Source organism: Chryseobacterium lineare (assembly GCF_977014045.1).
On the sequence record NZ_CDRNIQ010000001.1, the window covers coordinates 3956070 to 3982956 of the forward strand.

Genomic DNA, 26887 nt, shown 5'->3' on the forward strand with positions numbered 1-26887 from the left:
ACCGATGAAAAAAATATTAATTCCGCTATCCGCTTTACTGGTCTCAGGCTTGGCTCATGCCCAGCTAGCTCCTGCTGAAAATTATGTGTATACGAAAACCTATCTTGATTACAATACCACTAATGGGCAGCCTACCAAGACTTCAGAAACCGTTCAGTATTTCGACGGTTTGGGAAGACCCAAGCAGGTGGTGAACATAAAAGCATCTCCACAGGGCAAAGATGTGGTGACTCCCATATTGTACGACGAGTTCGGAAGACAGCTAAGGGACTATCTTCCCGTGCCCCAACAATCTACTGCCAATGGTGGAATCTACTCCCAAACATCGGGTAATTTTCCGGTAGGGGATCCCACAGGAGTATACATCAATGAAAGAGCATTTTCAGAGAAAGTTCTGGAAAACTCTCCATTGGACAGGATATTACAGCAGAAACAGGTTGGGAATGCCTGGAACGATAAGCCCGTACAGTTTGATTATGATGTCAACACATTACCCGATGCAGTAAAGAAATACGTCACAGTGACGAGCTGGGAATATGAATCTACAAAAAGTACGATCAGTCAGAGTACTAATTTTGATGATGCCCAGTTGTATAAAAATACGGTAACGGATGAAGACGGTAACCAGACCATTGAATTTAAGAATGGACGGGGTCAGGTATTGCTGGTCAGAAAAATATTAAGTGTCACGGAAAAAGCTGATACATATTACGTGTACAATGAATATAACCAACTGGCTTTTGTTATTCCTCCTTTGGCTTCAGTCATTCAGAGCCTTTCGTCCTCTGACCTGGAAAATCTTTGCTATCAGTACAAATATGACGGCAGGGGCCGTTTGGTAGAGAAAAGGATTCCCGGAAAAGGCTGGGAATATATGGTGTATGATAAACAGAACCGGTTGGCCATGACCCAGGATGCCAATATAGGCGCCTCAAAACAGTGGCTTTTTACCAAATACGATAAGTTTGGCAGGGTAGCCTACACAGGTATTTACACAAGTCCTGCAAATTATGACAGTTCGGGAAGAGCTATTGAACAGGCGAATGTCGATGCCAAAGGCAGCAATAATGTGGCCAGGACCAGTATGGTAGGTTTTACCAATAATGGCATGGATGTATATTATGATAATACCGCTGCCAATAACTTTCCAAATATCATCACTACGCTTTTGAGCATCAATTATTACGACAACTATTATGACATTCGTTATGGTTTCAATCCCGATGTATCACAAGCGATCTTAGAAACTCCCCTTTTATCTGATAATCCTGATCAGGATGGAAAAAGTACCAAGAGTTTGCTGGTCATGAGCTTGATCAAAAACATAGAGGATGACAACTGGACAAAAAACTATGTGTACTACGACAAAAGAGGCCGGGTGGTCGGGAATTATTCGATCAATCATTTAGGTGGGCGAACTGAGGTTGCTTCAAAACTTGATTTTGCAGGAGTAGTTCAGCAGAGCATTACTCGCCACAAACGATTGGATACCGATACTGACAGGGTAATCACCGAAAACTTTACCTATGATCCGCAGAACAGATTATTGACCCATACCCACCAAGTGGATAGTAACCCTGTGGAATACTTAGCCCAGAACAGTTACAATGAGCTTTCGCAGCTTTCGGGGAAGAAAGTTGGAGGAATATCACCATCTACACCACTTCAGGATATCAGTTATAGCTATAATATCAGAGGATGGATGACGAAGATTAATGATCCTGCTAATTTGAATGGTAAATTATTCGGGTATGAAATAAAATACAACAATCCGGAAAACCCGAGCATCGCTCCTGCTAGATTCAATGGTAATATTGCTGAGATCGACTGGATGACAGGAACATTCCCTAATGGTACTAAGCGCAGGTATTCTTATCAGTATGACGGTCTCAACAGGCTTTTGCAGGGGGTATATTCGGAGCCGGGATCATCAGTCACCAGTAATAACTACTATAATGAAATCCTCAGCTATGACATAAACGGAAACATCAGTACCCTGAAAAGGTTTTCAGCACCCAGTACCGGAGGAACTACCGCAGAAAAGATTGATGATCTGATTTACAATTATACGGGCAATCGGCTGGATATGATTACTCTTCCTACAGGAGTTGTTAATAACCCATCAGGATATAATGCACTTCAAAACACCATTAGCTATGATTTGAATGGAAATATGACAATTCACCCGGATAAAGGAATTGTCGGGATTACATATAATTATCTCAACCTTCCTTCGGTAGTTACAAATTCAAGTGGAAGATCCAGCTATAAGATCAATTATCTTTACAGAGCGGATGGGACCAAAATAAGAAAATCCTTAAATGCTTTTGTCCAGAGCAAAACAGATTATCTGGATGGTTTCCAGTACTTAACAAGTGGCTCTGATGTTTTATGTGTGGGTTGTCCACCACCATCACCGGAACTTCAATTTGTACCAACTTCGGAAGGGTATTATGATTTTGTGAAAAATAAGTATATTTACAACTATATAGACCATTTGGGAAATACAAGGTTGAGTTATTTTCATAATGGCAGCAGCATAGAAGTTCTTGAGGAAAACAATTATTATCCGTTTGGGTTAAAGCATGAAGGGTATAATGCGTTGGCCGGAAATTCTACGTATAAATATAAGTACAACGGAAAGGAGCTACAAGAAACGGGGATGTATGATTACGGAGCGAGGATGTATATGCCGGATATCGGTAGATGGGGTGTGGTGGATCCTTTGAGTGAATTACAATTTGCTTATAGTTCATATTCCTATGTTTACGGAAATCCTATAAGATTCAATGACCCAACTGGGATGATTGGAAAAGAGGGAGAACCAAAATTAGATCCAAATGCACGTGGAGGTGATAATAACCCTGCCCTTATACAAGAAGTTGTAATGACTCGTACAAAACCGAGTTCGCTTTCATTTATGGGTATTAATAATATTGATGCTTATCATGCTTCTCAGGATAGACTGGCTTCTGCAATTAGAGGAAGTAAAGCCGCTCTTGCTACTGAAAAGTTTGAAAAAAATCTAGGGTTTGCTATGATAACTTTTGGAATGGGCGGAAGTAATTTACTAGCCTCTGCTGGTTGGGTAACTTTTGATTCTTATATGAGTTATCAGGATGAAGAAACTCAAGGAGCTGTAGCATCTGTGCAACTAATGGCTCTTGCAATACAACTTAGACATGGAAATTTAAGTAAGGTTAGTAGTATTTTAGATGTATTAGCAGCTGAAAAAGGGATAGTTATTAGTAATGGTGTAACTAAAAAAGGGGTTTTAAAAGTTGATTACTTATTCAGGGACGTCAATGATGCCAAAAATTTTGGAGCAAAAGCATTAGGTTCTTCCAAAACAAGAATTTATGATGGATCAGGTAAATGGATTGGATGGGAAAATAAGGTTGGAGATCAAGTTTATTGGGGGCATGGTGACTGGGGAAAAGGTGTAGGAAGTTCTACTTTTCCGCATTTAAATTACAATATTAATGGTCAGAAGGGACATTTGTTTTTAGAAAACAAAATCAATAATAGAGGACAAGCATCCGAATTTATGTCATATTTCAATTTAGGTAAATAATTATGGAGGATTTTATAAATACTTTAGGATCTATTTTTTCAAAAACAGGGGATTCCACTTTAAAAAATTGTAGTTATCAAAATGGTAAAATAAATATTCAAATTGAGCTTTTTGATGATGAATTATTAAATATGGAATTTTTAACAGAATTCTTATACAGAAAAAATATTGATATGAAAGCTCCTTTTAATAAAGGATACCTTAAATGTATAAAATTATCCGAAGTTTTAAATATAGAGAATAACCATTACACAGTTTCCGGAGATTTTATAACAATTATGAAAACTCAAAAAAGCAAATTGAATCTCGCTTTAGGGTTAAGTGCAAATAAATACACACATATTATTACTTACTCAAATAACGAAATAGTTTTAGCATTTGTTGTTAATGATAAAGACTCTTATAAATATGAATATGAGTAATTTTTCTATGTTGGGTCGTGTATCAGAGTTAGTGATGCAGGAATTTGTAAGTATTGCTCTTCTAAAAATATTATAAAAAACGGAACTACGAAAACCCGTAAACAACAATATTTCTGTAAAAACTGCCATAAAAGGTTTATAGAATTTTACAGTTATAAAGCTTATGACAAGAAGATTAAACCATTGATGAAAGCCAGCAGAGAAAGCCTGTTCAGGCAGTAACTATTAAAGCAAAATGCCTGGAATAGAATGTACTCGCCTGGGTTAGTATAAAAAAAGCCGCCCTCAAAAGGGCAGCTTCAATGATTTTATATCTTCATTGTAGACAACCAAAACAAAAACAAATTTATAGAGATATTCGTTGATATCACCAAGGAATTCTTCATATGTCCGTCACGTTCATATATTCAAACTGGGATGAAAGGAAATCAGTTATGAAAATTTGAATTATCATTATATATCTATAGGCAACTAGAATTAAAATTTAATACTAAAAACGAGATTTAGCCGTTAGTGTTAAGATAAAATTTTATTCTTTTTTACAAATTCCTGATAATTTTTAACAGAATATTTGTAAAAAAACATGATGTTATATGCTATTTATTAGCAAAAAACAAATAGATTTGCAATGATTAATATTAAATGATAACTTATGAAGAAAATTTCTACTTTCTTAGTACTTCTTCTGTGTTTGTTGAATCTAGGCGCCATACCGGATGCCTACGGACAAGCACCTGCAACATTACCCTATTCGCAAGACTTTAATACCGCAAATGATTTCACGCTTCTAAACGGAACTCAGACAAATAAATGGTTTTATGGTTCTGCTACAGGGAATCCTGGCAACTCTATTTACATCTCAAACAATGGTGCCGCCAATGCTTATAACACGGGTGTCACGAGTGTTGTACAAGCCTACAGAGATTTTACGATTCCTGCAGGATCTACTATTGCCAACTTTTCTTTTGACTGGAAAAATGTAGGGGAATCTGGTTGGGATTATCTACGGGTATGGTTAGTTCCTGCAACTTATACACCAACCCCGGGAACTCAGATTACCACAGGTACAGGAAGATTCCAGTTAGGACAGTTTGAACTGCAGTCTTCATGGCAAACATACAGTACGCCAAATCTTAACATTAGTGCGTATGCGGGAGCAACAATGAGACTTGTTTTTGAGTGGAGGAATGACGACTCATTCGGATCACAACCTCCTGTTGCCGTGGACAACATTAATATCAGTATACCTACCTGTATTATGCCATCAGGTCTGGGTGTATCCGCAGTAGCGCCAAATACGGCCACTTTAAACTGGACTGCGCCGAGTCCTGTTCCGGGAGTGGGATATGAATATTATCTTAGTACAACCAACACGCCTCCAACTTCTGCTACTATAGGAACTTCTAATACAGGAACAACAGCAAATCCGGGTGGTTTAGCGACAGCTACTACTTATTTCTGGTGGGTACGTTCTGTATGTGGTGCCACAGATAAAAGTGTATGGGTGGCCGGACCTAGTTTCTCAACAACTCAGATACCTACAACAATACCTTACACACAGAATTTTTCAACAGGAAATGATCTTCAGCTTTCTAATGGGACTCAGACCAATAAATGGGTTTATGGTTCGGCAACAGGAAATCCTGCCAATTCATTGTATATTTCAAATACCAATGGTACAACCAATGCTTACGATACAAGCTCGTCTAGTGTAGTTCATGCATTCAGGGATATTATCGTGCCGGTAGGAACAACCGATGCTACATTAATGTTTGACTGGAAAGGAGATGGAGAAAATAACTGGGACTATTTAAGAGTATGGCTCGTACCTGTGAATTATATGCCGACTCTCGGAAACCAGATTACTGCCGGTGGTGGAAGAATCCAGATTGGAGGTAATTATGGGCTGCAAACGACATGGCAAAACTATTTCAATCCGGCACTCAATCTAAGTTCTTTTGCAGGAAGTGTTATGCGTCTTGTTTTTGAATGGAGAAATGATGGCGGCGGCGGTACACAACCTCCGATTGCGATTGATAATATTAATTTAAGTATCCCTACATGTAAGGTTCCTCAAAATATTCAGGTAACAAGTGTGGGATCTAATACAGCATCAATAAGCTGGACAGCGCCTTCACCTGCACCGGTTGGGGGATACCAGATATACTTGACGACGACTAACGTTCCTCCTACATCATCAAGTACACCAACTTCAACTGCAACCGGAACTTCAACAACATTGTCACCTCTGGTACCAAATACCACTTATTATTTCTGGGTACGTTCGGTATGCGCAGGATCAGACAGAAGCTTTTGGGTTGCGGGACCTAGCTTCACTACAACGCAGATCCCGGCAAACCTTCCTTATGTTCAGCAATTTACTACAGGAAGTGATTTAGGATATACCAACGGTACACAGGCTAACAAATGGACTTATGGAAATGCAACAGGAAATCCTGCCAATTCATTGTATATTTCCAATACCAACGGTACAACAAATGCTTACAACACAAGTTCATCTAGCGTAGTTCATGCATACAGAGATATTGCCATTCCTGCGGCAACGACTACCGCTACTTTCTCTTTTGACTGGAAAGCTGCTGGTGAATCCAACTGGGACTATTTGAGAGTTTGGCTGGTACCGGCTACATTTATGCCAACTTCGGGAACGCAAATTACTGCCGGAACAGGAAGAATTCAGATCGGAAACAACTATAACCAACAAACTACATGGCAAACATTCCTTAACCCGGCATTAAACATTTCAAGTTTTGCAGGTTCTACAATGCGTCTTGTATTTGAATGGAGAAATGATGGCGGCGGCGGTACACAGCCTCCGGTTGCCATAGATAATATTAGCTTGCGTGTATGCAGTAAGGCAACTCCGGTTGTAACAGTGGGTACACCAACGCACAACTCAGTCGTACTGACATGGCCTCAGGACAATGGTGGAGCAAGCTATATCGTTAATTACAGACCGGTAGGATCCGGCGCGCCTTGGCAGACAGTCAGCGTGGCGGCAGCACCTTATCCAACACCAACGAATACGACCACTTTAACAAACCTTTTACCTGCTACATTATACGAAGTACAGATTGTTGCAGTTTGTAACGGAAGTCAGGGAACACCTTCAAACAATACATTCACTACGAGATGTGATCCTACGCCTCCAGACGTAACGATCAGTAACATCACAACGAATTCAGCTTTGATTACATGGTCGCCGTTAGCGGTAAGCTCGCATTACTTCTTAAGATATAGAATTGTGGGTAGTGGTGCCGGAGGATGGAGTACAAATATTCCTTTACCACTAGCACCTGCCAACACATATAATCTTGGAGGCTTGAATGTTTATACAACTTACGAAGTTCAGATTGCCAATATGTGTGATAATGAAAGCACATTAAACCCTTGGTCAAATCCTAAAGTATTTACTACGGAAAGAACTTGTGATATTGCTCCTCCGGGATTAACAATTACTAATCTTACACCAACTTCGGCTCAGGTAACTTGGCAGCCTTTCCCTGGTGCAACCTATGTTTTGAGATATAGAAAAATTGGTATCCCGAGTTGGACTACGGTTACTTCAAATACGAATACGGTTACATTATCAGGGCTTCTGGAGCTTACACAATACGAAATGCAGGTAGCAAACGTTTGTAGCGGAACTCCGGGTACCTATACACTGCCTTATCTGTTTACTACCCCAACGGTAGTTTATTGCCAGATGTCTTCTACAACTTCTAGTTCAGAATATATTTCAAAAGTAACTGTTACACCGAACGGTAAACCAGAAATGATGAACGAGTCGCAAGCATCAAATTATACGGATTATACAGGAGTTAATAATAAATTTATTGAGCTTATTCAGGGATCTTCAGACAATAAGATCACGATTGAGAAAAAACTTTCAGGAAGTACAAATGCAGGCGTTGCAGTTTGGATTGACTTCAACAGAAACGGATACTTTGATATTAATGAAAGAGTCTTTGTTTCAGGACCAAACAGTGAGCAGATTGTAAGCGGAACATTCTCTGTTCCTGCAGATGCATTCATCAGTTTGACTGATTTTAAATATGTAGTAATGCGTGTTGCTCTTCAGAAAGACGGAATTCCCGTAAATTGTGTAAGCTTCCCTACTGGTGAAGTGGAAGATTATACAGTAAGAATTTCAAAACCAATTGTTGCAAATCCTGTGAATCAGACTGAAATCCTGATTTATCCGAATCCGGTAAAAACAGTACTGAATGTGAAGAATATTAGCAAAAGAGCTAATTACAAAATTTATAATTCAGTAGGACAAATTGTATCATCTGGAATTATTCTGAATAATAAAATTGATGTACATACTCTCATTAACGGAATTTACGTAATTGATATTGATGATGCTCAGGGCACAGCTCAAAAGAAATTCATCAAAGAATAATACAAATATTAATCATTATTTGGTAAAGAAGCTCTCAGAAATGAGAGCTTTCTTTTTAACATTTGTTAAATGATTGTTTAATTTTTTCCAGGATTATTTTATTAAAAATTTTAGTAATAAAAAGTGTTTATCTCCTTTAGCCAATGGAAATTTTGGACTTATCATAAACTTAATAGATTTTTAATTACTAATAAAATTTTGTTAAGATTATAAAATTAATACAAGCAAATAATATTTTTAAACCGTGCATTTCTTAAATTTGCAATCACTCATGTTTAATTTGAGTTTTCATGGTTATTAGTTTTTAGTCCTCGTAGAAATATGGGGACTTTTTTTATATAAAAAATTATATAGAATATTTAATAATAATTAAAATTTTTCTACCTATCATCATATACTTTTCATATAATTCGGTAATAATTTATTTTTAATTAAATAATAATTTTAATCTTTAAATAACAGATAATATGTATAGATGCAAGCCATGAGTTTTAAAGAAAATAATTTGTACATTTGCACCGATTCTCATATTTAATTTGAGTTTTCATGGTTATTAGTTTTTAGCTCCCGTACTCCGGGGGCTTTTTTTGTTTTACGGTCTACTATCAATATGTTTTTTTAATATTAAACAATATTCAACCAGCGCTATTCTTGGCATAGTACTTGAATACTTAATCGCAACTATTAAAAAATCCCTAAAAGGAACTTACAATATTCTCGGAGAGATCTGAGAATATTTTTAAAAGCAACACCATCACTTAAATATTAATTTTTTCATTTAATCCTCTGCTCCGGCTGGGGATTTTTTACATTTTTAAAAATATGTATCTTTACAAAAAATTATTACGTGTCTTATATAATAAAAACGACATCAGAAGGCTTAATATATATAAAGGCTTCTAACATCATCAATGTAAAGAAACCAAATTCTATTGAAGGTGCGAAAGTTTTAGGTAAACCTTTGGTGGTTAATGTGAATCATATCGGTTTCCTGAGTTTCAATATAGAAGGGAATGTAACCTTTTTTATGGCAAGCGGTTTTGAAATTTCAGTAAATGTATTGTACGAAGAAGCCGAAGAAGCTTTTAACTGTGCCAAAGCCAGTATAGAAAAAATAATCAGATAGTTCATATTCTATAATAAGAAATAAATAGCTCCTTTTTGAAGGGGGCTATATTTTTTATATAATCTTCGGTGAAATTACGCATCAGAATAATTTTAAAAATCCCCAGATCTCTCTGGGGATTAAAAACTAATAACCATGAAAAAACTCAAATTAATGAGTTGTATTTAATTTTATATACACCACTTATACCTATGTACGATAAAAAGTTGTGTGTGGTTTTACCTCTAATATAATTATCAATTATATTTCTTTTTAACAAAGCTTCATTAAGCTTTAATATCTAACGAAGTAAAAAATATCTTTCTTTTTTGTTGGCATAATAATTTCAGGTTTAGATTGCTTTAATATGAATATTATGAATGAAAAATTTATGCAGGTATTAGGGTGGGTAGCGACTCTAACTGCAATGGCGATGTATTTTTCTTACATTCCGCAAATATCCGGTAACTTAAATAGTGATAAAGGTGATTGGCTTCAGCCGCTTGTAGCGGGGATCAATTGCAGTCTGTGGGTAATGTACGGGCTTATCAAAAAACCTAAAAGAGACTGGCCTATTGTAGTTGCCAACAGTCCTGGAATACTGTTCGGTTTCCTTACATTCGCTACTGCATTATAAATAGGAATGTTTTATTGCCTTACATTACCGGAAGTGAAATACTCAATTTGAAATTTAGATAAAAAAATCCCTAAACTATGTTCGATAGAATAGGGATTTTGGAGGTACCTAGCGGATTCGAACCGCTGTAGATGGTGTTGCAGACCACTGCCTAGCCGCTCGGCCAAAGTACCATGTCTTTACCATTTTTAGGTGTGCAAATATAACAAAATATATTATCCGACAAAAGTTTTTTACGCAATTTCTTTTGCGCCGATGCTTTCTATTTCGCTTTTAGCTTGTTTTTCAGCTTCATAATTTTTTATATTCACTACGCGTGTATCGCTCCAGCTATCGTGCCAACCATTTTCTCCCAAAAAAGAAAGAATGTCAAAAGGAACCAGTCTTGAAATGTTTCGAATGAAAAACTCGTACATGGTAGGAATTTGCCCATCGGTGGTAATTACTTTAGTTCCGGTTATATATTTTCCGATTGTTCGACCTTTAGTACTATATTCCAGTAAAAAGGTATAAAGAAAGTACAGAATCGCGGTAACTAAAATGTCAATTGCTCTGTTAACTTCTGCAAAATTGGCAAACAGCTCCGTAAAATACTGAATCCCTAAAATAGTATCAACGATGACTCCGAGAGATCCTATAATAAAGAAAGAAAAAGAAAAAATGATCCTGTCAATGATAAAATTCGCAAATCTTACCCATTTTGTAGCCCTGTTCTGATCAACTACGCGTAAATATTTTCTCATGTTATTAGTTTTTTATTATAATCCGTTAAGCATTAGTTTTAGGGTTGCATTGATGTCGATCAACGCTGTGATTCCCAAAGGATTCATGAAGATCTTTGTAGGTTTTAGGTTGAAAACTTTACCGTTCATTTTCAGTCCTTTATAATATTCTTTATTAAATGCTTCATCAATACTTTTCCTTGAGCTGTTTTCAAGATCCTGAGTGGGAATACCATATTCTTCTTCTATCATTTTTACAATTCTTCCACGGAAAAGTAATGTTGCTGTTTTTTGTAAGATATTTGAAGTTTTCAGTTTAAATTTCGTGTCGGAAAGCACGATTTTCTTTTTTATATCATCGTAAACAGGAATTCCCGAAATAAAAGCCGTTCCCTTGACGTAGCCTTCTGTTTCTGCTTCAATCATCACACGATCGTCAACTCCATAGACTTTTATATCCTTAATTTTGACCGAAGATCCTCTGATTTCATATTCCTTACCTAGAAACATATTCCTGGCAATATGGGTTGCTTCCGTAAAAGGAACATTAGCGGTTGTCTGCAGCAAAAACTGATCTGCCACCGAAGAAACAAAACCAAAGTCTGCAGCCGTTCTTACAGGTTCTGAAGATGCTGGTCTGTTACCGGTATATGTTTCAGAAAAAATATCAATTCCCAGGCTGGTGTTGATCTGATTTCCGTAAAACTTTAATGGAGTAATGTGAACGCTTACGGGTGTGATCTTAAGCCAGGTTTTAAAATCTTCCGAAATATTGAACGGATTTGCAAAAGCATTCCATGCGGTGATGGCGTACTGTTGAAAATTCAGTTGTGAAGCCATCTGCTGGTCAATGGTTTTACAGAATTTCTCCTGTTGCTCTTTCAGGCTTTTTTCCACCAGAGAAGTGATGGGGATCTGTATTTTTCCAAAATCCAAAACAGGTTTTGTAACCCAGCGGAAGCCGTTGGTTTGGGTCTGTGTGGTTATCGTCCAGTTATTTTTTAAATTGATAGTGGTATTAAAAGACATTACCGTTTCAAAAGTTGTACTCTGATACGTGTAAAGGCCGAGTGTTCCGATTCCCTTTTCTGCCCATATTTTTAGAGGAACCTCAATCAGTATGTTTTGATTGGTGCCTCCCACGAGTCTTATGGGACGGGTTTTCCATACTTTTACTTTGAATTGATCGTTGTTGTTATCTGTATAAGAGTCATCCTGATAAATGAGATCTTTTACAGAGGCATTGATCATGTTGCTGATTTCCGAAAGAGGAATCGTTACCGGCATTGTAATGCTGGATTTTATCTTCGGAAAATTATAATTAGCAACCGGGTTATCAATATTCGTCTGTCCGAAAATATTAATAAAAGCCAGAATAAATATTATTTTGATGAATTTCAATTTTCAATTTAATTTAAACGAAAATAATAATTTTTTAATTATCGGGTTTAAAACTTTTTTCCAGTTCGATGCTTGCCCCCCTCATTTCACCTTTCATCGGCGGTGCGGTTTTGGTGATTTTCAGTCGGATATAGGAAATTTCGGGGAATTTTCCATGAATCTTTGAAATAATTCTTCCGGCTACATGCTCCAGCAATTTAGACTTAATTTTCATTTCATGACGGATAACTTCATTAATATCTGCATAGCTGATCGTGTCATCCAGATTATCTGATTGCGCTGCTTTCCAAAGATCGGTATGAATTTCCAGATTTAAAATATAATAAGTCCCGATGATGTTTTCTTCAGGTAAAACACCATGATAGGCATAGATTTTTACGTCTTCAAGAAATATTTTGCTCATCTTGCTAATTTTTATAAAGCAAAAATCGCTTTAATTCTTCAAAATCCACAGAAATTTCCACAGTTTTTTTCTTTTGATTCATTAAACTTTCCAGTGATTCTGGCATTTCAATTTTTGTATTAATAGCTTTTTCTACCGTATCAGGAAATTTGATAGGATGGGCGGTTCCTAAGATAAATCCTTTTTTATCAGGGTTTTCTTTAAGATATTCAGCCAGTGAAGCAAAAGCAATAGCGCTGTGGGGATCAAGAATATATTCATTTTGATGATAAACTTCTTTGATGGTTTCCAGTGTTTTTTCATCATTAATAGAATATCCCGAAATTGTATTTGAAATTGCTTTAAACTGATGATTAAAAAGTTCAAGAATTCTCACAAAATTGCTGGGATTTCCTACATCCATCGCATTGGAAATCGTTGAAACAGTTTCTTTTATTTCTAATTTTTGTGTTTCTAAATAATTCGAAATGACATCATTTTCGTTACACGCTGCAATGAAATGTTCCACAGGAAGACCTCGCAGATTTGCTAAAATTCCCGCACAAATATTCCCGAAATTTCCACTGGGAACGCAAATTACAGGGTTTTCATTTTCTAATTTCTTCCATTGTTTTAAAGCTAATAAATAATAAATCTGCTGAGGAAGCCACCTTGCGACATTGATAGAATTGGCTGAAGTTAAAAATAGGGTTGAATTTATTTCTTCATCCGAAAAAGCCTGTTTTACCAGACGCTGACAATCATCAAAACTGCCGTCAACTTCCAGTGCCGAAATATTTTCACCAAGAGCCGCCAATTGCTTTTCCTGAACTTCACTCACTCTGTTTTTAGGATAAAGTATCACCACATTAATATTCTCAGTTTTGTAAAATCCATTGGCAACTGCACCTCCGGTATCTCCTGAAGTGGCAACTAAAACCGTTACTTTTTTATTCTCATCCCTCAGAAAATAGGAAAGAGAACGGCTCATAAATTTTGCTCCGACGTCTTTAAAAGCCAATGTCGGTCCGTGAAAAAGTTCTAAGGAATAAATGTTTTCATTAATTTTTTTCAGAGGAATTTCAAAATTAATAGTTTCTGAAACGATCTGCTTTAAAATATCAGGTGGAATTTCATCTCCAACAAAATCTTTCATGCATTGAAAAGCAATTTCCTCATCGGAATATTGATGTAAATTTTCAATAAAATCCTTATCAAATTGCGGAATGAATTCAGGGAAGAATAAACCTTTCTCTTTTCCCTGTCCCTTTATGGTAGCTGTTTTAAAATCAACAACTTCTGTTTTGTTTTTTAAATTGTAATACTTCATTGGGTTAAATTAATTTTCAATGATTTTAATTCCTGACGGATTTATTTTTGAAACATACACGAAACTTTCAATATCGATTTCGTCATAAACGGATTTCATGAGATGGGCAATATTTTCTGCTGTTTCTCTTTTTTCAGACAACATAAAAATCGATGGTCCCGAACCTGAAATTCCTCCGCCTAAAGCGCCCAGTTCCAAACTTTTTTCTTTAATTTCTTTAAATTTCGGAATTAGAATACTTCTGATCGGTTCTACAATCACATCATTTAAACTTCTTCCCATCAATCTGAAATCGTTTTTTTGAATTCCGGCAACTAATCCGGCAATATTTCCCCATTGTTCTATGGCATCTTTCAAAAGAATATTTTTCTTCAAAATCTGTCTTGCATCCGAAGTTTTTACTTCAACCTGCGGATGAACTGCAGTCACGAATAAGTCAGGAGAATTCAACGGAATAATATCAACAGGATTTGAAGATTTAACTAAAGTTATTCCGCCAAAAATGCAAGGCGCAATATTATCCGCATGTTTCACACCGGAAGCCAGTTCTTCACCAAACATTGCAAAATAAACCAGTTCTTCTTTACTAAATAAATTTCCCAATAATGCATTGGCTCCGACAGCTGCCCCGGCCGCACTTGCCGCACTTGATCCCAGTCCGCTTCCCGGTTTTATCTTTTTATTAATGATGACTTCAAAGCCATTTTTCAAATGTAAATGCTCCTTAATTTTTAATAAAACGACTCCGGCGACATTCTTTGACGGTTCTTCCGGTAATCCAAAATTGTCGATGTGTTTAATAATAATTTCAGGAGTTTCCAATAATTTGATTTCCATTTCATCATACGGTTCATGAATGGCCATTCCCAAAACATCGAATCCGCATACCAAATTGGCAACTGTCGCGGGAACTTGTAATCTAACTTTTTTCATAATTAAATTTTAAACGGAACGAACAATATCGGCGAAAACCCCACTTGCAGTAACTTCGGCACCTGCTCCGGCGCCTTTTACTACCAAAGGCTGTTCAGAATATCTCAATGTTTTAAAAATCACAATATTATCTTTTCCATACAAATGAAAAAGGTCACTTTCAGGCGCAATATGCTGTAATCCGACTTTTGCTTTTCCATTTTTAAATTCGGCTACATACTTTAAAATTTTTCCGGCATTTTTAGCTTTTTCAAGTAAATTTTTAAAATGATTTTCATGTTTAGAAAGGGAATTATAAAAATCTTCAACGCTACCTTTCATGCATTCTTCAGGAAGAAAACTTTCATTTTCAATTTCATTAAATTCTAAAGAATAACCGGCTTCTCTGGCCAGAATTAAAATTTTTCGGGCAACATCAGTTCCTGCCAAATCCAGTCTGGGATCGGGTTCTGTGTAACCCTCTTTTTGAGCTTCCGCAACAATTTCAGAAAAAGACTTTTCACCATCATAGTTGTTAAAAACAAAATTTAAAGTCCCACTCAAAACCGCCTGGATAGAAGTGATTTTATCGCCACTTCTTATCAGATCATTAATCGTTCCGATGATGGGAAGTCCAGCTCCGACATTGGTTTCAAAGAAAAATTTGCAGCTGTGATTTATGGCAATGTTTTTCAAATTTTTATAATTTTCAAAATCTGAAGAAGCGGCAATTTTATTACAAGCCACAATATTTACACTCTTTTTTAGCATTTTTTCATAAATATCCGGAACTTCTGAACTTGCGGTAACATCTACAAAAACAGAGTTTCTTAGATTTCTTGAAATAATTTCCTGGGCAAATTTTTCTGCAGAAGCATCTTCACCATTTTGGTTAAAATCTTTACATTCATTTTCTGAAAGTCCTCTGTCAGAGAAAATCATTTTGCGGCTATTGGAAAGCCCGGCAATTCTTAAATTGATGAAAAGATTTTCTTTAAGATATTCGTTCTGATCAAAGATTTGCTGAATTAATTTCTTTCCGACGTTTCCCGTTCCGCAGATGTAAAGATGAACTTGTTTTATTTCCGATTCAAAAAATTCTTCATGCAAAACATTCACGGCTTTTTTAATATCTTTTTCTGAAATGACAATGCTGATGTTTTTCTCCGAAGAACCTTGTGCAATAGCACGAATATTAATGCCATTGTTTCCTAAACATCCAAACATTTTTGCACTTACACCACTTCTGCTCTTCATGTTTTCACCGACCAAAGCAATAATCGAAAGATGGTTTTCAATTTTTACAGGGTCGATTCTTTTGAGTTTTAAATCATCTTCAAAAGCGTAATTAATAGCATTTTTTGCATTAAAAACGTCTTTTTCATGAATGGCAACTGTAATGGAATGTTCAGACGAGCTTTGCGTAATGAGAATAACATTCACTTTTTCACGACTTAAACATTGAAATAATTTTGCGGAAAATCCCGGAATTCCAATCATTCCGCTTCCTTCTAAAGTTAATAAAGCAATATTGCTCATATTTGAAATCCCGACTGCAATCTGCTGATTTTCAAAGCTGGGCTTTTGTATTTGATGGGAAATTAACGTTCCAAATGCATCCGGATCAAAGGTATTTTTAATTCTTAAATCAATATTTTTCAGCATGACCGGCTGAATAGTAGGAGGATACAGAACTTTTGCTCCAAAATGAGAAAGTTCCATCGCCTCTGCATATGAAATTTCAGGAATCGGTTTTGCGTTGGAAACCAGTCGCGGATCGGCAGTCATCATTCCGCTTACATCTGTCCATATCTGAAGTTCATCAGCATTGATGCTTGAAGCGATGATTGATGCAGTGTAATCTGAACCGCCGCGTCCTAATGTTGTGGAGTTGCCTTTTTCATCTTTAGCAATAAAGCCGGGAGCAATGATAATCTGATTTTCATTTTCATTTAAAAATTTTATCAAATTATTTTCTGTGGCTTCAAAATTTACTTTTGCATTGGTGTAATTACTGTTTGTTAGAATGTTTTCAGCAGAATTCATCCATATTACATCAAGTCCTTTAAATTTTAATCTTGCTGCAATAATATTTGATGAAAGAAATTCGCCGTAAGAAGTAACTTTGTCTTTAATTTTATCGGTAAACTCTCCCAACACGAAAATTCCGTGGCAGAGATCTTCAAGGTCGTTAAAATGTTTTTTAACGAAGCTCAACCATGAACTTTGTTCCAGTATGGGAATTAATTCTTTAACTAAATCCAAATGCCTTTCCTCAAGGTTTTTAATAGTTTGAAGATAATTTTCATCATTTTGAGAAGCTGATTCTGCTGCTTTTATCAATTGATCGGTTACGCCATGAAGCGCTGAAACTACAACAACAATTCTGTTTCTCAGAGATTCTTTCTTTATAATATCTTCGACCTGCAGTATATTTTGGGCACTGGCGACAGAAGTTCCGCCAAATTTTAAAACTTTCATTATGTTTATTTTAAGTTAAGAAAAATGAAATTTTACTCTTCATAAAAGAGTACACGCCTGTGAATGATATGTGAAATTTACCCCGTTATGGGGTGGTTGTAGTTGTTGTAGCAATGATGGAAACGAAAGATACTTCCGAAATTGAGAAAATCGGGGCAGAAATATCTGATATGTTTCCTGAAAAATTCATTGTAACTGAACAAATGTACAAATTATTTTGAAATGACAAAGTTTTGGTAAATAATATTTTTTTTCAATATTATGTGATGTATGAAAAATATGGTATATTTATAATGTAAACTAAATCAAATTATTATGAAAGAACTTAGAAAATTAAACAGAAAAAATTTAGAACAGATTATGGGAGGAGCGGTTCCGCCAATTTCGCATTGTAATGGTTGTCCAACAGGTGCTTTCGGTCCGAATGATACGTATTCTTGCGATGAATATTGGGCGCTTTCGGAGTTCTGCAGAAACTGTGTTCTTATAAATATGGAATGCTTTGTTCCGATTACAGTTGATTTATAATTAAATTAAATAAAACTACTATGAAAAATCTTAAAAAACTTTCAAGAAAAGAGCAGACGAAAATTCAGGGAGGTTTCACGCAAGTTCAAATAGATGCTTGCGGTGGTGAGGCTTACGTATGTTTCCGTGGTGGAGGTTCCTGGGGCTGTTGGCGAAATCCAGGGGGAACCTGTTATGCTCCTATGGTTTAAACAAAAAAGCACTGCGAAAACAGTGCTTTAATTTATTTTATACTTTTAGAAAGATCAAGCATTGCCTCAATAGGTTTTAATGCTTTTAACCTTAGTTCTTCATCAATAATAATTTCAGGAAGTTCGTATTTCATACACAAATACAGTTTTTCCATCGTATTGCGTTTCATGTAGAAACACTCTGAGCAGTTGCAGGTTTCATCAAAAACCAATGCCGGAATCAATTCTTTGTGAGGCGCACGTTTTTTCATTTCGTGCAGGATGCCTTCTTCGGTAGCAATGATGAATTTCTGGCAATCGTCTTTTTCAACATAATTCAAGAGGGCAGAAGTAGAGCCGATGAAATGGGCCAGCTTTAAAACAGCTTCTTCACTTTCAGGGTGTGCGATCAATTTTGCATCAGGATTTTCTGCCATTTGCTTTGCAATTCTTTCCATGGAGAATGCTTCGTGAACGATACAACTTCCGTCCCAGAGGATCATTTCACGGCCTGTTTTTTGGGATAAATATCTTCCCAGGTTTTTATCCGGTGCGAAAATAATCGGGCGATCTTTCGGAAGTGCTTCAATCACTGTTTCTGCATTTGAGCTGGTTACGATAATGTCACTTTCTGCTTTTGTTTCAGCGTTACAGTTGATGTAGGTTGCCACCAAAGCATTGGGATGCTGCTCGCGCATTTTTCTTAAACCTTCCCCGGAACATCCGTCTGCCAGAGAACATCCTGCCAGGGTATCCGGAAGAACGACTTTTTTGGTAGGATTTAAAATTTTGGCAGCTTCGGCCATAAAATGTACTCCACAGAAAACAATCATATCCGCATTTGTATCCTTTGCCTGTCTTGCCAGCTGCAGAGAATCTCCAAGAAAATCAGCAATATCCTGAATTTCTCCCGGCTGATAATAATGAGCCAGAATTACTGCATTTTTTTCTTCCTTCAATTGAAGAATGGCTTTTACCAAGTCTTCTCCCTGAGGAATTGCTATATCTCTTAGATCTAAAAATCCTTTTACAGGAATTGTTGATTTAGCTTTTTCTAATGTTTCGGTACTCATTTTACCTCAATGTTTTTGATTATAGAAGTTAGAGGTTAGAAATCAGATGTTAGTTAGATTCTTACGTTTAAAAACTAACTTCTAGCTTCTAATTTCCTTCTATAAAATTTTTTATTAAACTTTCTATTTCTCTTTTTGCAATATCCAAATCGGAATTGATCACAATCTTGTCAAATTCTTTAGCATAAGACATTTCTTCTTCTGCCTTTGCTACGCGTGTTTTGATGGTTTCGGCATCGTCTGTATTCCTTGAGATCAATCTTCGTTCCAGTTCTTCAATGGAAGGAGGTTCAATAAAAATTGACAATGCTTTTTCTCCAAAATACTTTTTAAGAGAAATTCCGCCCTTTACATCCACATCAAAAATGACTACTTTTCCCTGACTCCAGATTTTTTCAACTTCGGATTTCAGCGTTCCGTAATATTTATCCGTATAAACTTCTTCAAATTCCACAAAAGCATCTTCCGTAATTTTCTGTCTGAATTCTTCCGGTGTTAAAAAATGATAATCCACAGCATGAACTTCACTTCCTCTCGGTTGTCTTGTGGTGCATGAAATTGAGAACTGCAATTCATTAAATACTTCCAGAGAATGTTTTACCAATGTCGTTTTTCCACTTCCCGACGGTGCTGAAAATATGATAACTTTATTCATATTGTTAGTGGTTAATGGTTGTTCGTTGATAGTGGCAGAAAATCCAACAACCATCAACTAAAACCTATCAACTAATTATAATACGTTTAACGTTTGCTCTTTAATTTTTTCCAGATCATCCTTCATCATCACAACCAGTTTCTGGATCTCTGCATGATTCGCTTTGGAGCCTAATGTATTGATTTCACGACCGATTTCCTGTGAGATAAATCCAAGCTTTTTCCCGTTGAAATCTTCGTTATCCATTACTTCTTTATAATATTTAAGGTGTTGCGAAAGTCTTACTTTCTCTTCCGAAATGTCAAGTTTTTCAGTAAAATAAGCCATTTCCTGATAGAAACGGGTTTCATCTACATTTTCAAACTCCTTTAGAGACTTTTGATAGCGCTCTTTTACGGCAACAATTCGTTCTTCTTCGAAAGGAACAACTTTACTTAAATATTTATCAATATTCTGGATGTTTCTTTCCAGCTCTTCGTGTAAGATTTTACCTTCTGTTTTTCTGAATTCTTCGAAACGGTCAACTGCCGCATTTACAATTCTGGCTAATGCTTCCCATTCTCCTTCAGAAAGTTCATCAGGCCTTGAAGTGATCGCATCAGGAAGACGTACGGCCATTTTCAGATACTCAAATTCAGGACCATCGGACGCAATATTTCGAAGCTCGCTGATATAAGATCCGATGAGGCTTTTATTGATTTTCACATCGGTAGATTCTTCAAGATTTTCCATGTTGATGTAGCAATCTACTTTCCCGCGGATAATTCGGTCATTAAGAATTTTTCTGATCTCAAATTCTTTCTCTTTATATCTCAAAGGAATTTTGATATTCAAATCAAAACTTTTGCTGTTCAGAGATTTAATATCTATAGTGATCTTTTTTCCCTCAAAAACACTTTCGGCTCTACCAAAGCCGGTCATTGATAAAATCATAGTTTTTTATTGTCGTACAAAGATAAACATTTAAGTGTATGTATTAACTATATTCCATTTTTACCGCAAAAACCACAAAAGATTTTCAGTGTGTTTTAGATATTCAAAAGTTTACAAAATTTTTCATTCTGCTTTTTTTGAACTTTTGCCAAACTAAATGTTTTCACGATTTTCTTCTGTTTCTTTTGCGGTTACAATAAAAATCAATTTTTCGTAAATTGGCGCTGTGAAAAAGAAAAATTTGATTTCTGTTGTAGGTCCCACCGGAATTGGCAAAACGAGACTGGCGATTGATCTGGCTAAACACTTCAGTACGGAAATTATTTCCTGTGATTCGCGGCAGTTTTTTAAAGAAATGAAAATCGGAACTGCTTCACCGTCGGAAGAAGAACTGGCGGAAGCACCTCATCATTTTATCGGAAACCTTTCAGTTGAAGAATATTATTCGATCGGGCAATACGAGGAAGATGCTTTAAAAAAGCTCAATGAACTTTTTGAAAACCATGATGTTATTATTTTGGTTGGTGGAAGCATGATGTATGAAAAAGCAGTCATTGAAGGCTTAAATGATCTGCCGGAAGCCGACGAAGAAAATCAAAAAAAATTACAGGAAATCCTGGATAATGACGGAATTGAGAAGCTTCAGGAAATGCTGAAGGAACTCGACCCTGAGTATTTTTCCGTAGTTGATTTTCATAATCACAGAAGACTTTTACGGGCCATTGACATTATTTGGCAAACAAATAAAAAATATTCTGAACAAATTGCTGTTTCACAAGATTCCCGAGATTTTAATACGATTCGGATCGGAATTGAAGCACCGAGAGAAGAATTGTATGACCGAATCAATAGGAGAGTGGATGTAATGATGGAAAAAGGTTTACTGGAAGAAGCAAAAAGTTTAGAAAAATTTAAGCATCTGACAGCTTTAAATACAGTTGGTTACGCTGAAATATTCAAATATTTTGATGGCGAATGGGACTTGGATTTTGCGGTTTCTGAAATTAAGAAAAATAGCCGGCGATATGCAAAACGCCAGTTGACCTGGTATCGGAAGGCGGATGATATTCATTATTTGCAGTTGGGGTATTCTCAGGAGGATTTTAATGAGGTGATTGGGTATATTAATGAGCAGTTTCAACAGTAAATATGTCGCATACTTTGCCATTCCGTAGGAATCTAAGCAACAATTTTTAAAATTAATTTCTACAAACACAGTCTAGATTCCACGCTACACTGCGTTTCGCTCTGAATGACAATTCGGATGTTAAAATACTCTTCAAATAAAAACAAAAAATGCGACCCCGAAAGACCGCATTTCATTAACAATATAATTAAATTTACTACTTCCAACCGCCTCCTAACGCCCGGTACAAATCTACAATGCTGCTTAATCTCTGTCTTTTTACAGATGCAAGATTCAATTCTGCCTGTAGAGAATTTCCCTGAGCAGTTATGACTTCTAAATAGTTTGCCATTCCGCCTTTGTAGAGCATTTCGGCACTTTTAATTCCGTTTTTTAAAGTCACTACTTGTTCACTTGCTTTTTGTTCCTGAACTTTTAAACTTTCATTAGAAACCAAAGCATCAGAAACTTCACCCACTGCATTCAAAACAGACTGACGAAATGCCAAAACATTTTTCTCTCGTTGGATTTTTGCAACATTTAAATCGGTTTTCAATTGTCTTTTCTGGAAAATAGGCTGTGTCAAACCTCCCAAAACAGATCCGAATAATGAAGCAGGAATCTGGAACCAGTTGTCAATTTTAAATGAATTTACACCTCCGTTAGCCGTAATTTTCAATGAAGGATACATATTGGCCTGCGCAATTCCGACTATTGAGTTTGATTCTAATAACACTAATTCCTGCTGGCGAACATCCGGACGACGGCTCACCATGGCTGCCGGAAGTCCTGCGGAAATATCTTGAGGTAAAGACGTTTCGGACATTTCAATTGTTCTGCTGATTTTTCCCGGATTTTCTCCAATCAGAATGCTCAAAGCATTTTCCTGGATAGCAATATTTTGTTCCAATTGTGTGATCAACAATTCTGTAGACTGCTTTTGAGCAGTGGCCTGCTGAACTCCCAAAGAAGTCGTATCACCACTTTGCCATAATTTTTCTGTAAGAGCAAGGGTATTATTGCTTAATTCTAAATTCGATTGAGCAATCTGCATTTGTTTATCAAGCATTAATAAATTATAATATCCCTGAGCAATCGCTGCAACAACCTGTGTCTGAATAGCTTTTGTCGCTTCGTACGTCTGCAGATACTGCATTCTTGAAACTTCCTGCTGGTTTTTTATTTTCCCCCAAATATCCGCTTCCCAGGATAAATTGAACGCTGCATTGTAATCTTCAACATAGCTTTTTCCTAAAAATAAGTTTAAGCTTTGCCCATTCATACTGTTTTTTGAAGGCTTTGAAATTTGAGCAGAAACTCCAAAACCAACGTCAGGATATTGAAGGTATTTTGCCTGTTTGAGTTTTTCCTGTGAAGAGGCAACCTGCTTCAGAGCGATTTGTAAATCGTAGTTGTTTTTAATTCCTTTCTCAATCAATGTCTGTAACATCGGATCGCTGAAAAACTTTCTCCATTCCAGGTTGGCAACACTTGCTGTATCTGCGGTTGCGGTATATTTGAATGTTTCGGGCAGCTCGAGCTCAGGCTCCTTGTATGCCAGTTTGGACACACAGGAGACCGAAGCTAAAGCCAGCCCAAAAGTGATGATGATATTTTTTACTTTTTTCATAGTTTTTAAACTTTTAATTAAATGCAAAACTTTGAGAATTTCTTATGTATACAAAGTTGTTTTTAATAGGAAATACTTTGCTTTTTTGTTTTCCCGCAGATTTCACAGATTTTCCCAGATGATTTTTTATAAATCTTAATGGTTCAAAATATATTTAAAATACTCTCAAAGATTTGTAATTTATTATTTATTAGTGAGTTGTAGCTAAAAGTTCAGCTTCCAGTTTTTGTCTTTGAAGTCTTTTCTTTTTTCTGCTTGGCATTTTTTCATGTAAATACTGGAAGATCACAAACATCACCGGAATAATGAAAATCCCGAATACAACGCCTGTCAACATTCCGCCAACAGTGCTGAATCCTATTGAGTGATTTCCTTTTGCGGAAGCTCCTTGTGTAAATACAAGCGGTAACATTCCAACGATGAACGCAAATGATGTCATTAAGATCGGTCTTAAACGTAATCTTGAAGCCTGAAGCGCAGATTCCAGTAATGATCTTCCTGCATTTCTTCGTTGTACGGCAAATTCTACAATCAGGATCGCGTTTTTCGCTAATAATCCGACGAGCATGATCAAACCAACCTGAACGTAAATATTATTATCAATTCCAGCTAATCCTGTGAAAGCAAATACCCCGAAAATACCTGTTGGAATCGTTAAAATAACGGCAAAAGGAAGAATATAACTTTCATACTGAGCTGCCAACAAGAAGTACACAAACAAAATACTTAACATAAAGATAAATGCTGTCTGTCCGCTTGTTTTAATTTCTTCACGCGTAATTCCTGTCCATTCATATCCGAAGCCTCTCGGAAGAGATTTTTCTGCCACTTCTTCTACTGCTTTGATCGCGTCTCCTGTACTGTAGCCCGGTTTTGGTGTTCCGTTAATCGTCACTGCGTTAAACAGGTTGTTTCTGGTTACAGTTTCAGGTCCGAAAGCTCTTTTTAAAGTCACCAATGTTTTCACAGGAACCATTTCGCCTGATTTATTTTTAACATAAATTCCTTCCAAAGAATTGGCATCTGTTCTGTAAGGAATATCTGCCTGCGCCATTACCCGGTAGTATTTTCCGAATCTGTTGAAATCTGAAACGAAACTACTTCCGTAATAGATCTGCATCGTCTGCATCAACTCTGTAATGGAAACTCCCAGCTGATTGGCTTTATCACTATCAACTTCGATCGTAAATTGTGGGTTTCCGGCTGCATAGGTTGTAAAAGCAAAGGCAATTTCCGGACGTTTCATCAATTCTCCGATAAATGCCTGAGTGGTTGTTCCTAAATTTTCCAAAGAACCGTTCGTTTTATCCTGAAGCATAAATTCAAAACCGGAAACGTTACCAAATCCCTGAACGGTAGGAAAGTTGAAGAAGAATGCGCTGGCATCTTTTACCTGCGAAACTTTTCCTGTTAATCCCGCCGCAATCTGATCCGGATCGGTTACTTCACCACGCTGATCGTGATCTTTTAATTTAATAAAACCAGCAGAGTAAGGAGAGGCGTTGGCGTTACTGATAAAATTCAGACCGTCTGCCACCCAAAGGTGATTTTTCGCTTTTTCACCGTTAATGATCTTATCGATTTGTTCGGTTGCTCTGTGCGTTCTGTCTAATGAGCTTCCTGGAGGCGTATTAACCGCATACAAAATAAATCCCTGGTCTTCTGTAGGAATAAATCCGGATGGTGCCTTTTTAATTAAGAAAATACTTGCAGCAGTAATTAATACTAATCCTCCTACGGCAACCCATTTGTTTTTAATTAAAAATTTAAGGCTGTAGATATATTTTTTAGTTAAATTATTAAAGCTGGTGTTAAAAGCATTGAAAAATCTTGCGCCAAAACCTGTTTTTTTACCATGTTCACCGTGCTCACCCTGAGGATCATTTAGGAACATCGCACATAAAGCCGGACTTAATGTCAATGCATTTACCGCAGAAATCATAATGGCAATGGCCAATGTAAAGGCAAACTGTCTGTAGAAAACTCCCGCAGGACCCTGCATAAAGCCAACCGGAATAAATACAGCACACATCACCAGTGTAATGGAAATAATCGCCCCGGAAATTTCACTCATCGAACTCATGGTAGCGTGTTCCACAGGCATTCCTGTACGTTCCATTTTGGAATGGACGGCTTCTACCACAACGATTGCGTCATCCACCACAATACCAATGGCAAGTACCAAAGCGAACAGGGTCAACATATTGATACTGAATCCGAATAACTGAAGGAAAAAGAACGTACCAATGATCGCTACCGGAACGGCAATCGCAGGAATTAAAGTAGATCTGAAATCCTGAAGGAAAATATAAACTACAATAAATACCAGGATAAACGCAATGACCAATGTCTCAACAACCTGATGAATGGAAGCATCCAAAAAGTCTTTGGAGTTGTACATAATGATCGGCTCAACACCTTTTGGAAGGGTAGTTTTAAACTGGTCTACCTGCTTTTCAATTTCAGTAAGGATTTCGTTGGCATTAGATCCTGCCGTCTGCATAATCGCAAAACCTGAAACTGGTTTTCCGTCAACTCTGTTGGCTGCTGTATAAGTATATGAACCGAATTCTACTCTTGCCACGTCTTTCAGTCTCAGGAAAGACCCGTCACTGTTGGCTTTGATGGCAATATTTTCGTAGTCTTCGTTTTTGTTTAACTTACCTTTATACTTTAAAATATATTCATAAGTTTCCTTACTTCCTTGCCCCAAACGCCCGGGAGCAGCTTCCAGGTTGTGATCTTTTACAGCGTTTAAAACTTCCTGAGGAGAAAGATTGTTGGCCGCTAATCTGTCCGGTTTCAGCCAGAGTCTCATGGAATAATCTCTCGTTCCGAAAACCTGCGCCTGGGCAACACCCGGAATACGCTGAATCTGTGGAATGATATTGATTTTCAAATAGTTCTGTAAGAAAAGCTCATCATATTGTTTAGGGTCATCACTTGATAATCCCATAAACATGATCATACTGTTCTGAACTTTCTGTGTCGAAATTCCCGCCTGTACAACTTCTTGCGGAAGCTGACTCATGGCTTTTGATACACGGTTTTGAACGTTTACCGCTGCATTATCGGGATCAGATCCTTGTTTGAAGAATACGCTCAACGTCATGGTACCGTCATTACTTGAGTTGGAAGTCATGTAGGTCATGTTTTCCACTCCGTTCACCGCTTCTTCGATTGGAGTTGCTACCGAACGGGCTACAACTTCCGCATTCGCACCCGGATAAAACGCGGTCACCTGAACACTCGGCGGCGCAATATCCGGAAAGAGGGCGATAGGTAAATTAAAGAGCGACAAGGCACCCAATAATAAAAGTATGATGGAAATGACCGTTGAAAGTACCGGTCTTTCTATAAATTGTTTTAACATAAGAAGT

The 26887-nt window shown here is 36.8% G+C and carries 19 protein-coding genes, 1 tRNA gene and 1 pseudogene; 9 read left to right on the forward strand and 12 right to left on the reverse strand.

Translation table 11 applies throughout. The features are described 5' to 3' along the window. Positions 1-4: 4 nt before the first annotated feature. The 6 genes and pseudogenes from ACWNCI_RS17740 (at position 5) to ACWNCI_RS17765 (ending at position 10164) form a co-directional block, all read left to right on the forward strand. A complete protein-coding gene (locus ACWNCI_RS17740) occupies positions 5-3574 on the forward strand; it encodes a DUF6443 domain-containing protein (protein WP_449389300.1) in 3570 nt (1189 codons plus the stop codon). A gap of 2 nt (positions 3575-3576) precedes the next feature. Further along, entirely contained in the window at positions 3577-3996 is a 420-nt protein-coding gene (locus ACWNCI_RS17745; protein WP_449389301.1) for a hypothetical protein, read from the forward strand. 21 nt (positions 3997-4017) lie between these two features. Beyond that, positions 4018-4167, forward strand: a pseudogene (locus ACWNCI_RS17750) (IS1/IS1595 family N-terminal zinc-binding domain-containing protein); the annotation flags it as partial. A 481-nt stretch (positions 4168-4648) separates the two neighbouring features. After that, a complete protein-coding gene (locus ACWNCI_RS17755) occupies positions 4649-8422 on the forward strand; it encodes a fibronectin type III domain-containing protein (RefSeq protein ID WP_449389302.1) in 3774 nt (1257 codons plus the stop codon). A gap of 847 nt (positions 8423-9269) precedes the next feature. Next, positions 9270-9548 (forward strand): hypothetical protein, encoded by a 279-nt coding sequence (locus ACWNCI_RS17760; protein WP_042721377.1) that lies wholly within the window; start codon positions 9270-9272, stop codon positions 9546-9548. A gap of 355 nt (positions 9549-9903) precedes the next feature. Then, entirely contained in the window at positions 9904-10164 is a 261-nt protein-coding gene (locus ACWNCI_RS17765; RefSeq protein WP_449389303.1) for a SemiSWEET family transporter, read from the forward strand. A 99-nt stretch (positions 10165-10263) separates the two neighbouring features. Here the strand turns inward: ACWNCI_RS17765 and ACWNCI_RS17770 are convergent. From ACWNCI_RS17770 to thrA, 7 genes are all read right to left on the reverse strand, one after another. Then, positions 10264-10337, reverse strand: a tRNA-Cys gene (locus tag ACWNCI_RS17770). A gap of 60 nt (positions 10338-10397) precedes the next feature. Continuing rightward, entirely contained in the window at positions 10398-10907 is a 510-nt protein-coding gene (locus ACWNCI_RS17775) for an RDD family protein (RefSeq protein ID WP_346986497.1), read from the reverse strand. A gap of 15 nt (positions 10908-10922) precedes the next feature. Then, positions 10923-12287 (reverse strand): DUF4403 family protein, encoded by a 1365-nt coding sequence (locus ACWNCI_RS17780; RefSeq protein ID WP_449389304.1) that lies wholly within the window; start codon positions 12285-12287, stop codon positions 10923-10925. A gap of 34 nt (positions 12288-12321) precedes the next feature. After that, positions 12322-12690, reverse strand: coding sequence for a dihydroneopterin aldolase (gene folB / locus ACWNCI_RS17785; protein WP_449389305.1), 369 nt, complete (start codon positions 12688-12690; stop codon positions 12322-12324). Between the two features lie 4 nt (positions 12691-12694). Then, positions 12695-13999 (reverse strand): threonine synthase, encoded by a 1305-nt coding sequence (gene thrC, locus ACWNCI_RS17790; protein ID WP_449389306.1) that lies wholly within the window; start codon positions 13997-13999, stop codon positions 12695-12697. A 9-nt stretch (positions 14000-14008) separates the two neighbouring features. Then, positions 14009-14932, reverse strand: a complete 924-nt coding sequence (locus tag ACWNCI_RS17795; protein WP_449389307.1) for a homoserine kinase — start codon at positions 14930-14932, stop codon at positions 14009-14011. Positions 14933-14941: 9 nt separating this feature from the next. Continuing rightward, positions 14942-17392: a bifunctional aspartate kinase/homoserine dehydrogenase I gene (gene thrA, locus ACWNCI_RS17800; protein ID WP_449389308.1), complete on the reverse strand. Its 2451-nt coding sequence runs from the start codon at positions 17390-17392 to the stop codon at positions 14942-14944. A 315-nt stretch (positions 17393-17707) separates the two neighbouring features. Between thrA and ACWNCI_RS17805 the strand changes: the two genes are divergently transcribed. Beyond that, the gene (locus ACWNCI_RS17805; protein WP_346986493.1) at positions 17708-17920 is read left to right on the forward strand and encodes a hypothetical protein; all 213 of its coding nucleotides are present in this window, start codon (positions 17708-17710) and stop codon (positions 17918-17920) included. Positions 17921-17940: 20 nt separating this feature from the next. Beyond that, positions 17941-18111 carry a bacteriocin-like protein gene (locus ACWNCI_RS17810; protein WP_449389309.1) on the forward strand — a complete coding sequence of 57 codons (171 nt, stop codon included), beginning with the start codon at positions 17941-17943 and terminating at the stop codon, positions 18109-18111. Positions 18112-18143: 32 nt separating this feature from the next. Here the strand turns inward: ACWNCI_RS17810 and nadA are convergent, their stop codons facing one another. From nadA to ACWNCI_RS17825, 3 genes are all read right to left on the reverse strand, one after another. Then, a complete protein-coding gene (nadA, locus tag ACWNCI_RS17815; protein WP_449389310.1) occupies positions 18144-19163 on the reverse strand; it encodes a quinolinate synthase NadA in 1020 nt (339 codons plus the stop codon). Between the two features lie 88 nt (positions 19164-19251). Next, positions 19252-19818 carry a guanylate kinase gene (gene gmk, locus ACWNCI_RS17820; RefSeq protein ID WP_449389311.1) on the reverse strand — a complete coding sequence of 189 codons (567 nt, stop codon included), beginning with the start codon at positions 19816-19818 and terminating at the stop codon, positions 19252-19254. A gap of 75 nt (positions 19819-19893) precedes the next feature. Continuing rightward, positions 19894-20751 (reverse strand): YicC/YloC family endoribonuclease, encoded by an 858-nt coding sequence (locus tag ACWNCI_RS17825; protein WP_449389312.1) that lies wholly within the window; start codon positions 20749-20751, stop codon positions 19894-19896. Positions 20752-20977: 226 nt separating this feature from the next. On the opposite strand from ACWNCI_RS17825, the gene miaA reads away from it, so the two are divergent. After that, positions 20978-21898, forward strand: coding sequence for a tRNA (adenosine(37)-N6)-dimethylallyltransferase MiaA (miaA, locus tag ACWNCI_RS17830; RefSeq protein ID WP_449389313.1), 921 nt, complete (start codon positions 20978-20980; stop codon positions 21896-21898). 196 nt (positions 21899-22094) lie between these two features. Here miaA and ACWNCI_RS17835 read toward each other — a convergent pair whose 3' ends face one another. After that, entirely contained in the window at positions 22095-23507 is a 1413-nt protein-coding gene (locus ACWNCI_RS17835) for an efflux transporter outer membrane subunit (RefSeq protein ID WP_449389314.1), read from the reverse strand. Between the two features lie 190 nt (positions 23508-23697). After that, complete coding sequence (locus tag ACWNCI_RS17840) at positions 23698-26880, reverse strand: efflux RND transporter permease subunit (RefSeq protein ID WP_449389315.1); 3183 nt, start codon at positions 26878-26880, stop codon at positions 23698-23700. Positions 26881-26887: the final 7 nt, after the last annotated feature.

Coding starts and splice junctions, on each gene's coding strand:
- ACWNCI_RS17740 (WP_449389300.1), top strand. CDS start 5: ATGAAAAAAATATTAATTCCGCTATCCGCTTTACTGGTCTCAGGCTTG.
- ACWNCI_RS17745 (WP_449389301.1), top strand. CDS start 3,577: ATGGAGGATTTTATAAATACTTTAGGATCTATTTTTTCAAAAACAGGG.
- ACWNCI_RS17755 (WP_449389302.1), top strand. CDS start 4,649: ATGAAGAAAATTTCTACTTTCTTAGTACTTCTTCTGTGTTTGTTGAAT.
- ACWNCI_RS17765 (WP_449389303.1), top strand. CDS start 9,904: ATGAATGAAAAATTTATGCAGGTATTAGGGTGGGTAGCGACTCTAACT.
- ACWNCI_RS17775 (WP_346986497.1), bottom strand. CDS start 10,907: ATGAGAAAATATTTACGCGTAGTTGATCAGAACAGGGCTACAAAATGG.
- folB (WP_449389305.1), bottom strand. CDS start 12,690: ATGAGCAAAATATTTCTTGAAGACGTAAAAATCTATGCCTATCATGGT.
- thrC (WP_449389306.1), bottom strand. CDS start 13,999: ATGAAGTATTACAATTTAAAAAACAAAACAGAAGTTGTTGATTTTAAA.
- ACWNCI_RS17795 (WP_449389307.1), bottom strand. CDS start 14,932: ATGAAAAAAGTTAGATTACAAGTTCCCGCGACAGTTGCCAATTTGGTA.
- thrA (WP_449389308.1), bottom strand. CDS start 17,392: ATGAAAGTTTTAAAATTTGGCGGAACTTCTGTCGCCAGTGCCCAAAAT.
- ACWNCI_RS17805 (WP_346986493.1), top strand. CDS start 17,708: ATGAAAGAACTTAGAAAATTAAACAGAAAAAATTTAGAACAGATTATG.
- ACWNCI_RS17810 (WP_449389309.1), top strand. CDS start 17,941: ATGAAAAATCTTAAAAAACTTTCAAGAAAAGAGCAGACGAAAATTCAG.
- nadA (WP_449389310.1), bottom strand. CDS start 19,163: ATGAGTACCGAAACATTAGAAAAAGCTAAATCAACAATTCCTGTAAAA.
- gmk (WP_449389311.1), bottom strand. CDS start 19,818: ATGAATAAAGTTATCATATTTTCAGCACCGTCGGGAAGTGGAAAAACG.
- ACWNCI_RS17825 (WP_449389312.1), bottom strand. CDS start 20,751: ATGATTTTATCAATGACCGGCTTTGGTAGAGCCGAAAGTGTTTTTGAG.
- ACWNCI_RS17835 (WP_449389314.1), bottom strand. CDS start 23,507: ATGAAAAAAGTAAAAAATATCATCATCACTTTTGGGCTGGCTTTAGCT.
- ACWNCI_RS17840 (WP_449389315.1), bottom strand. CDS start 26,880: ATGTTAAAACAATTTATAGAAAGACCGGTACTTTCAACGGTCATTTCC.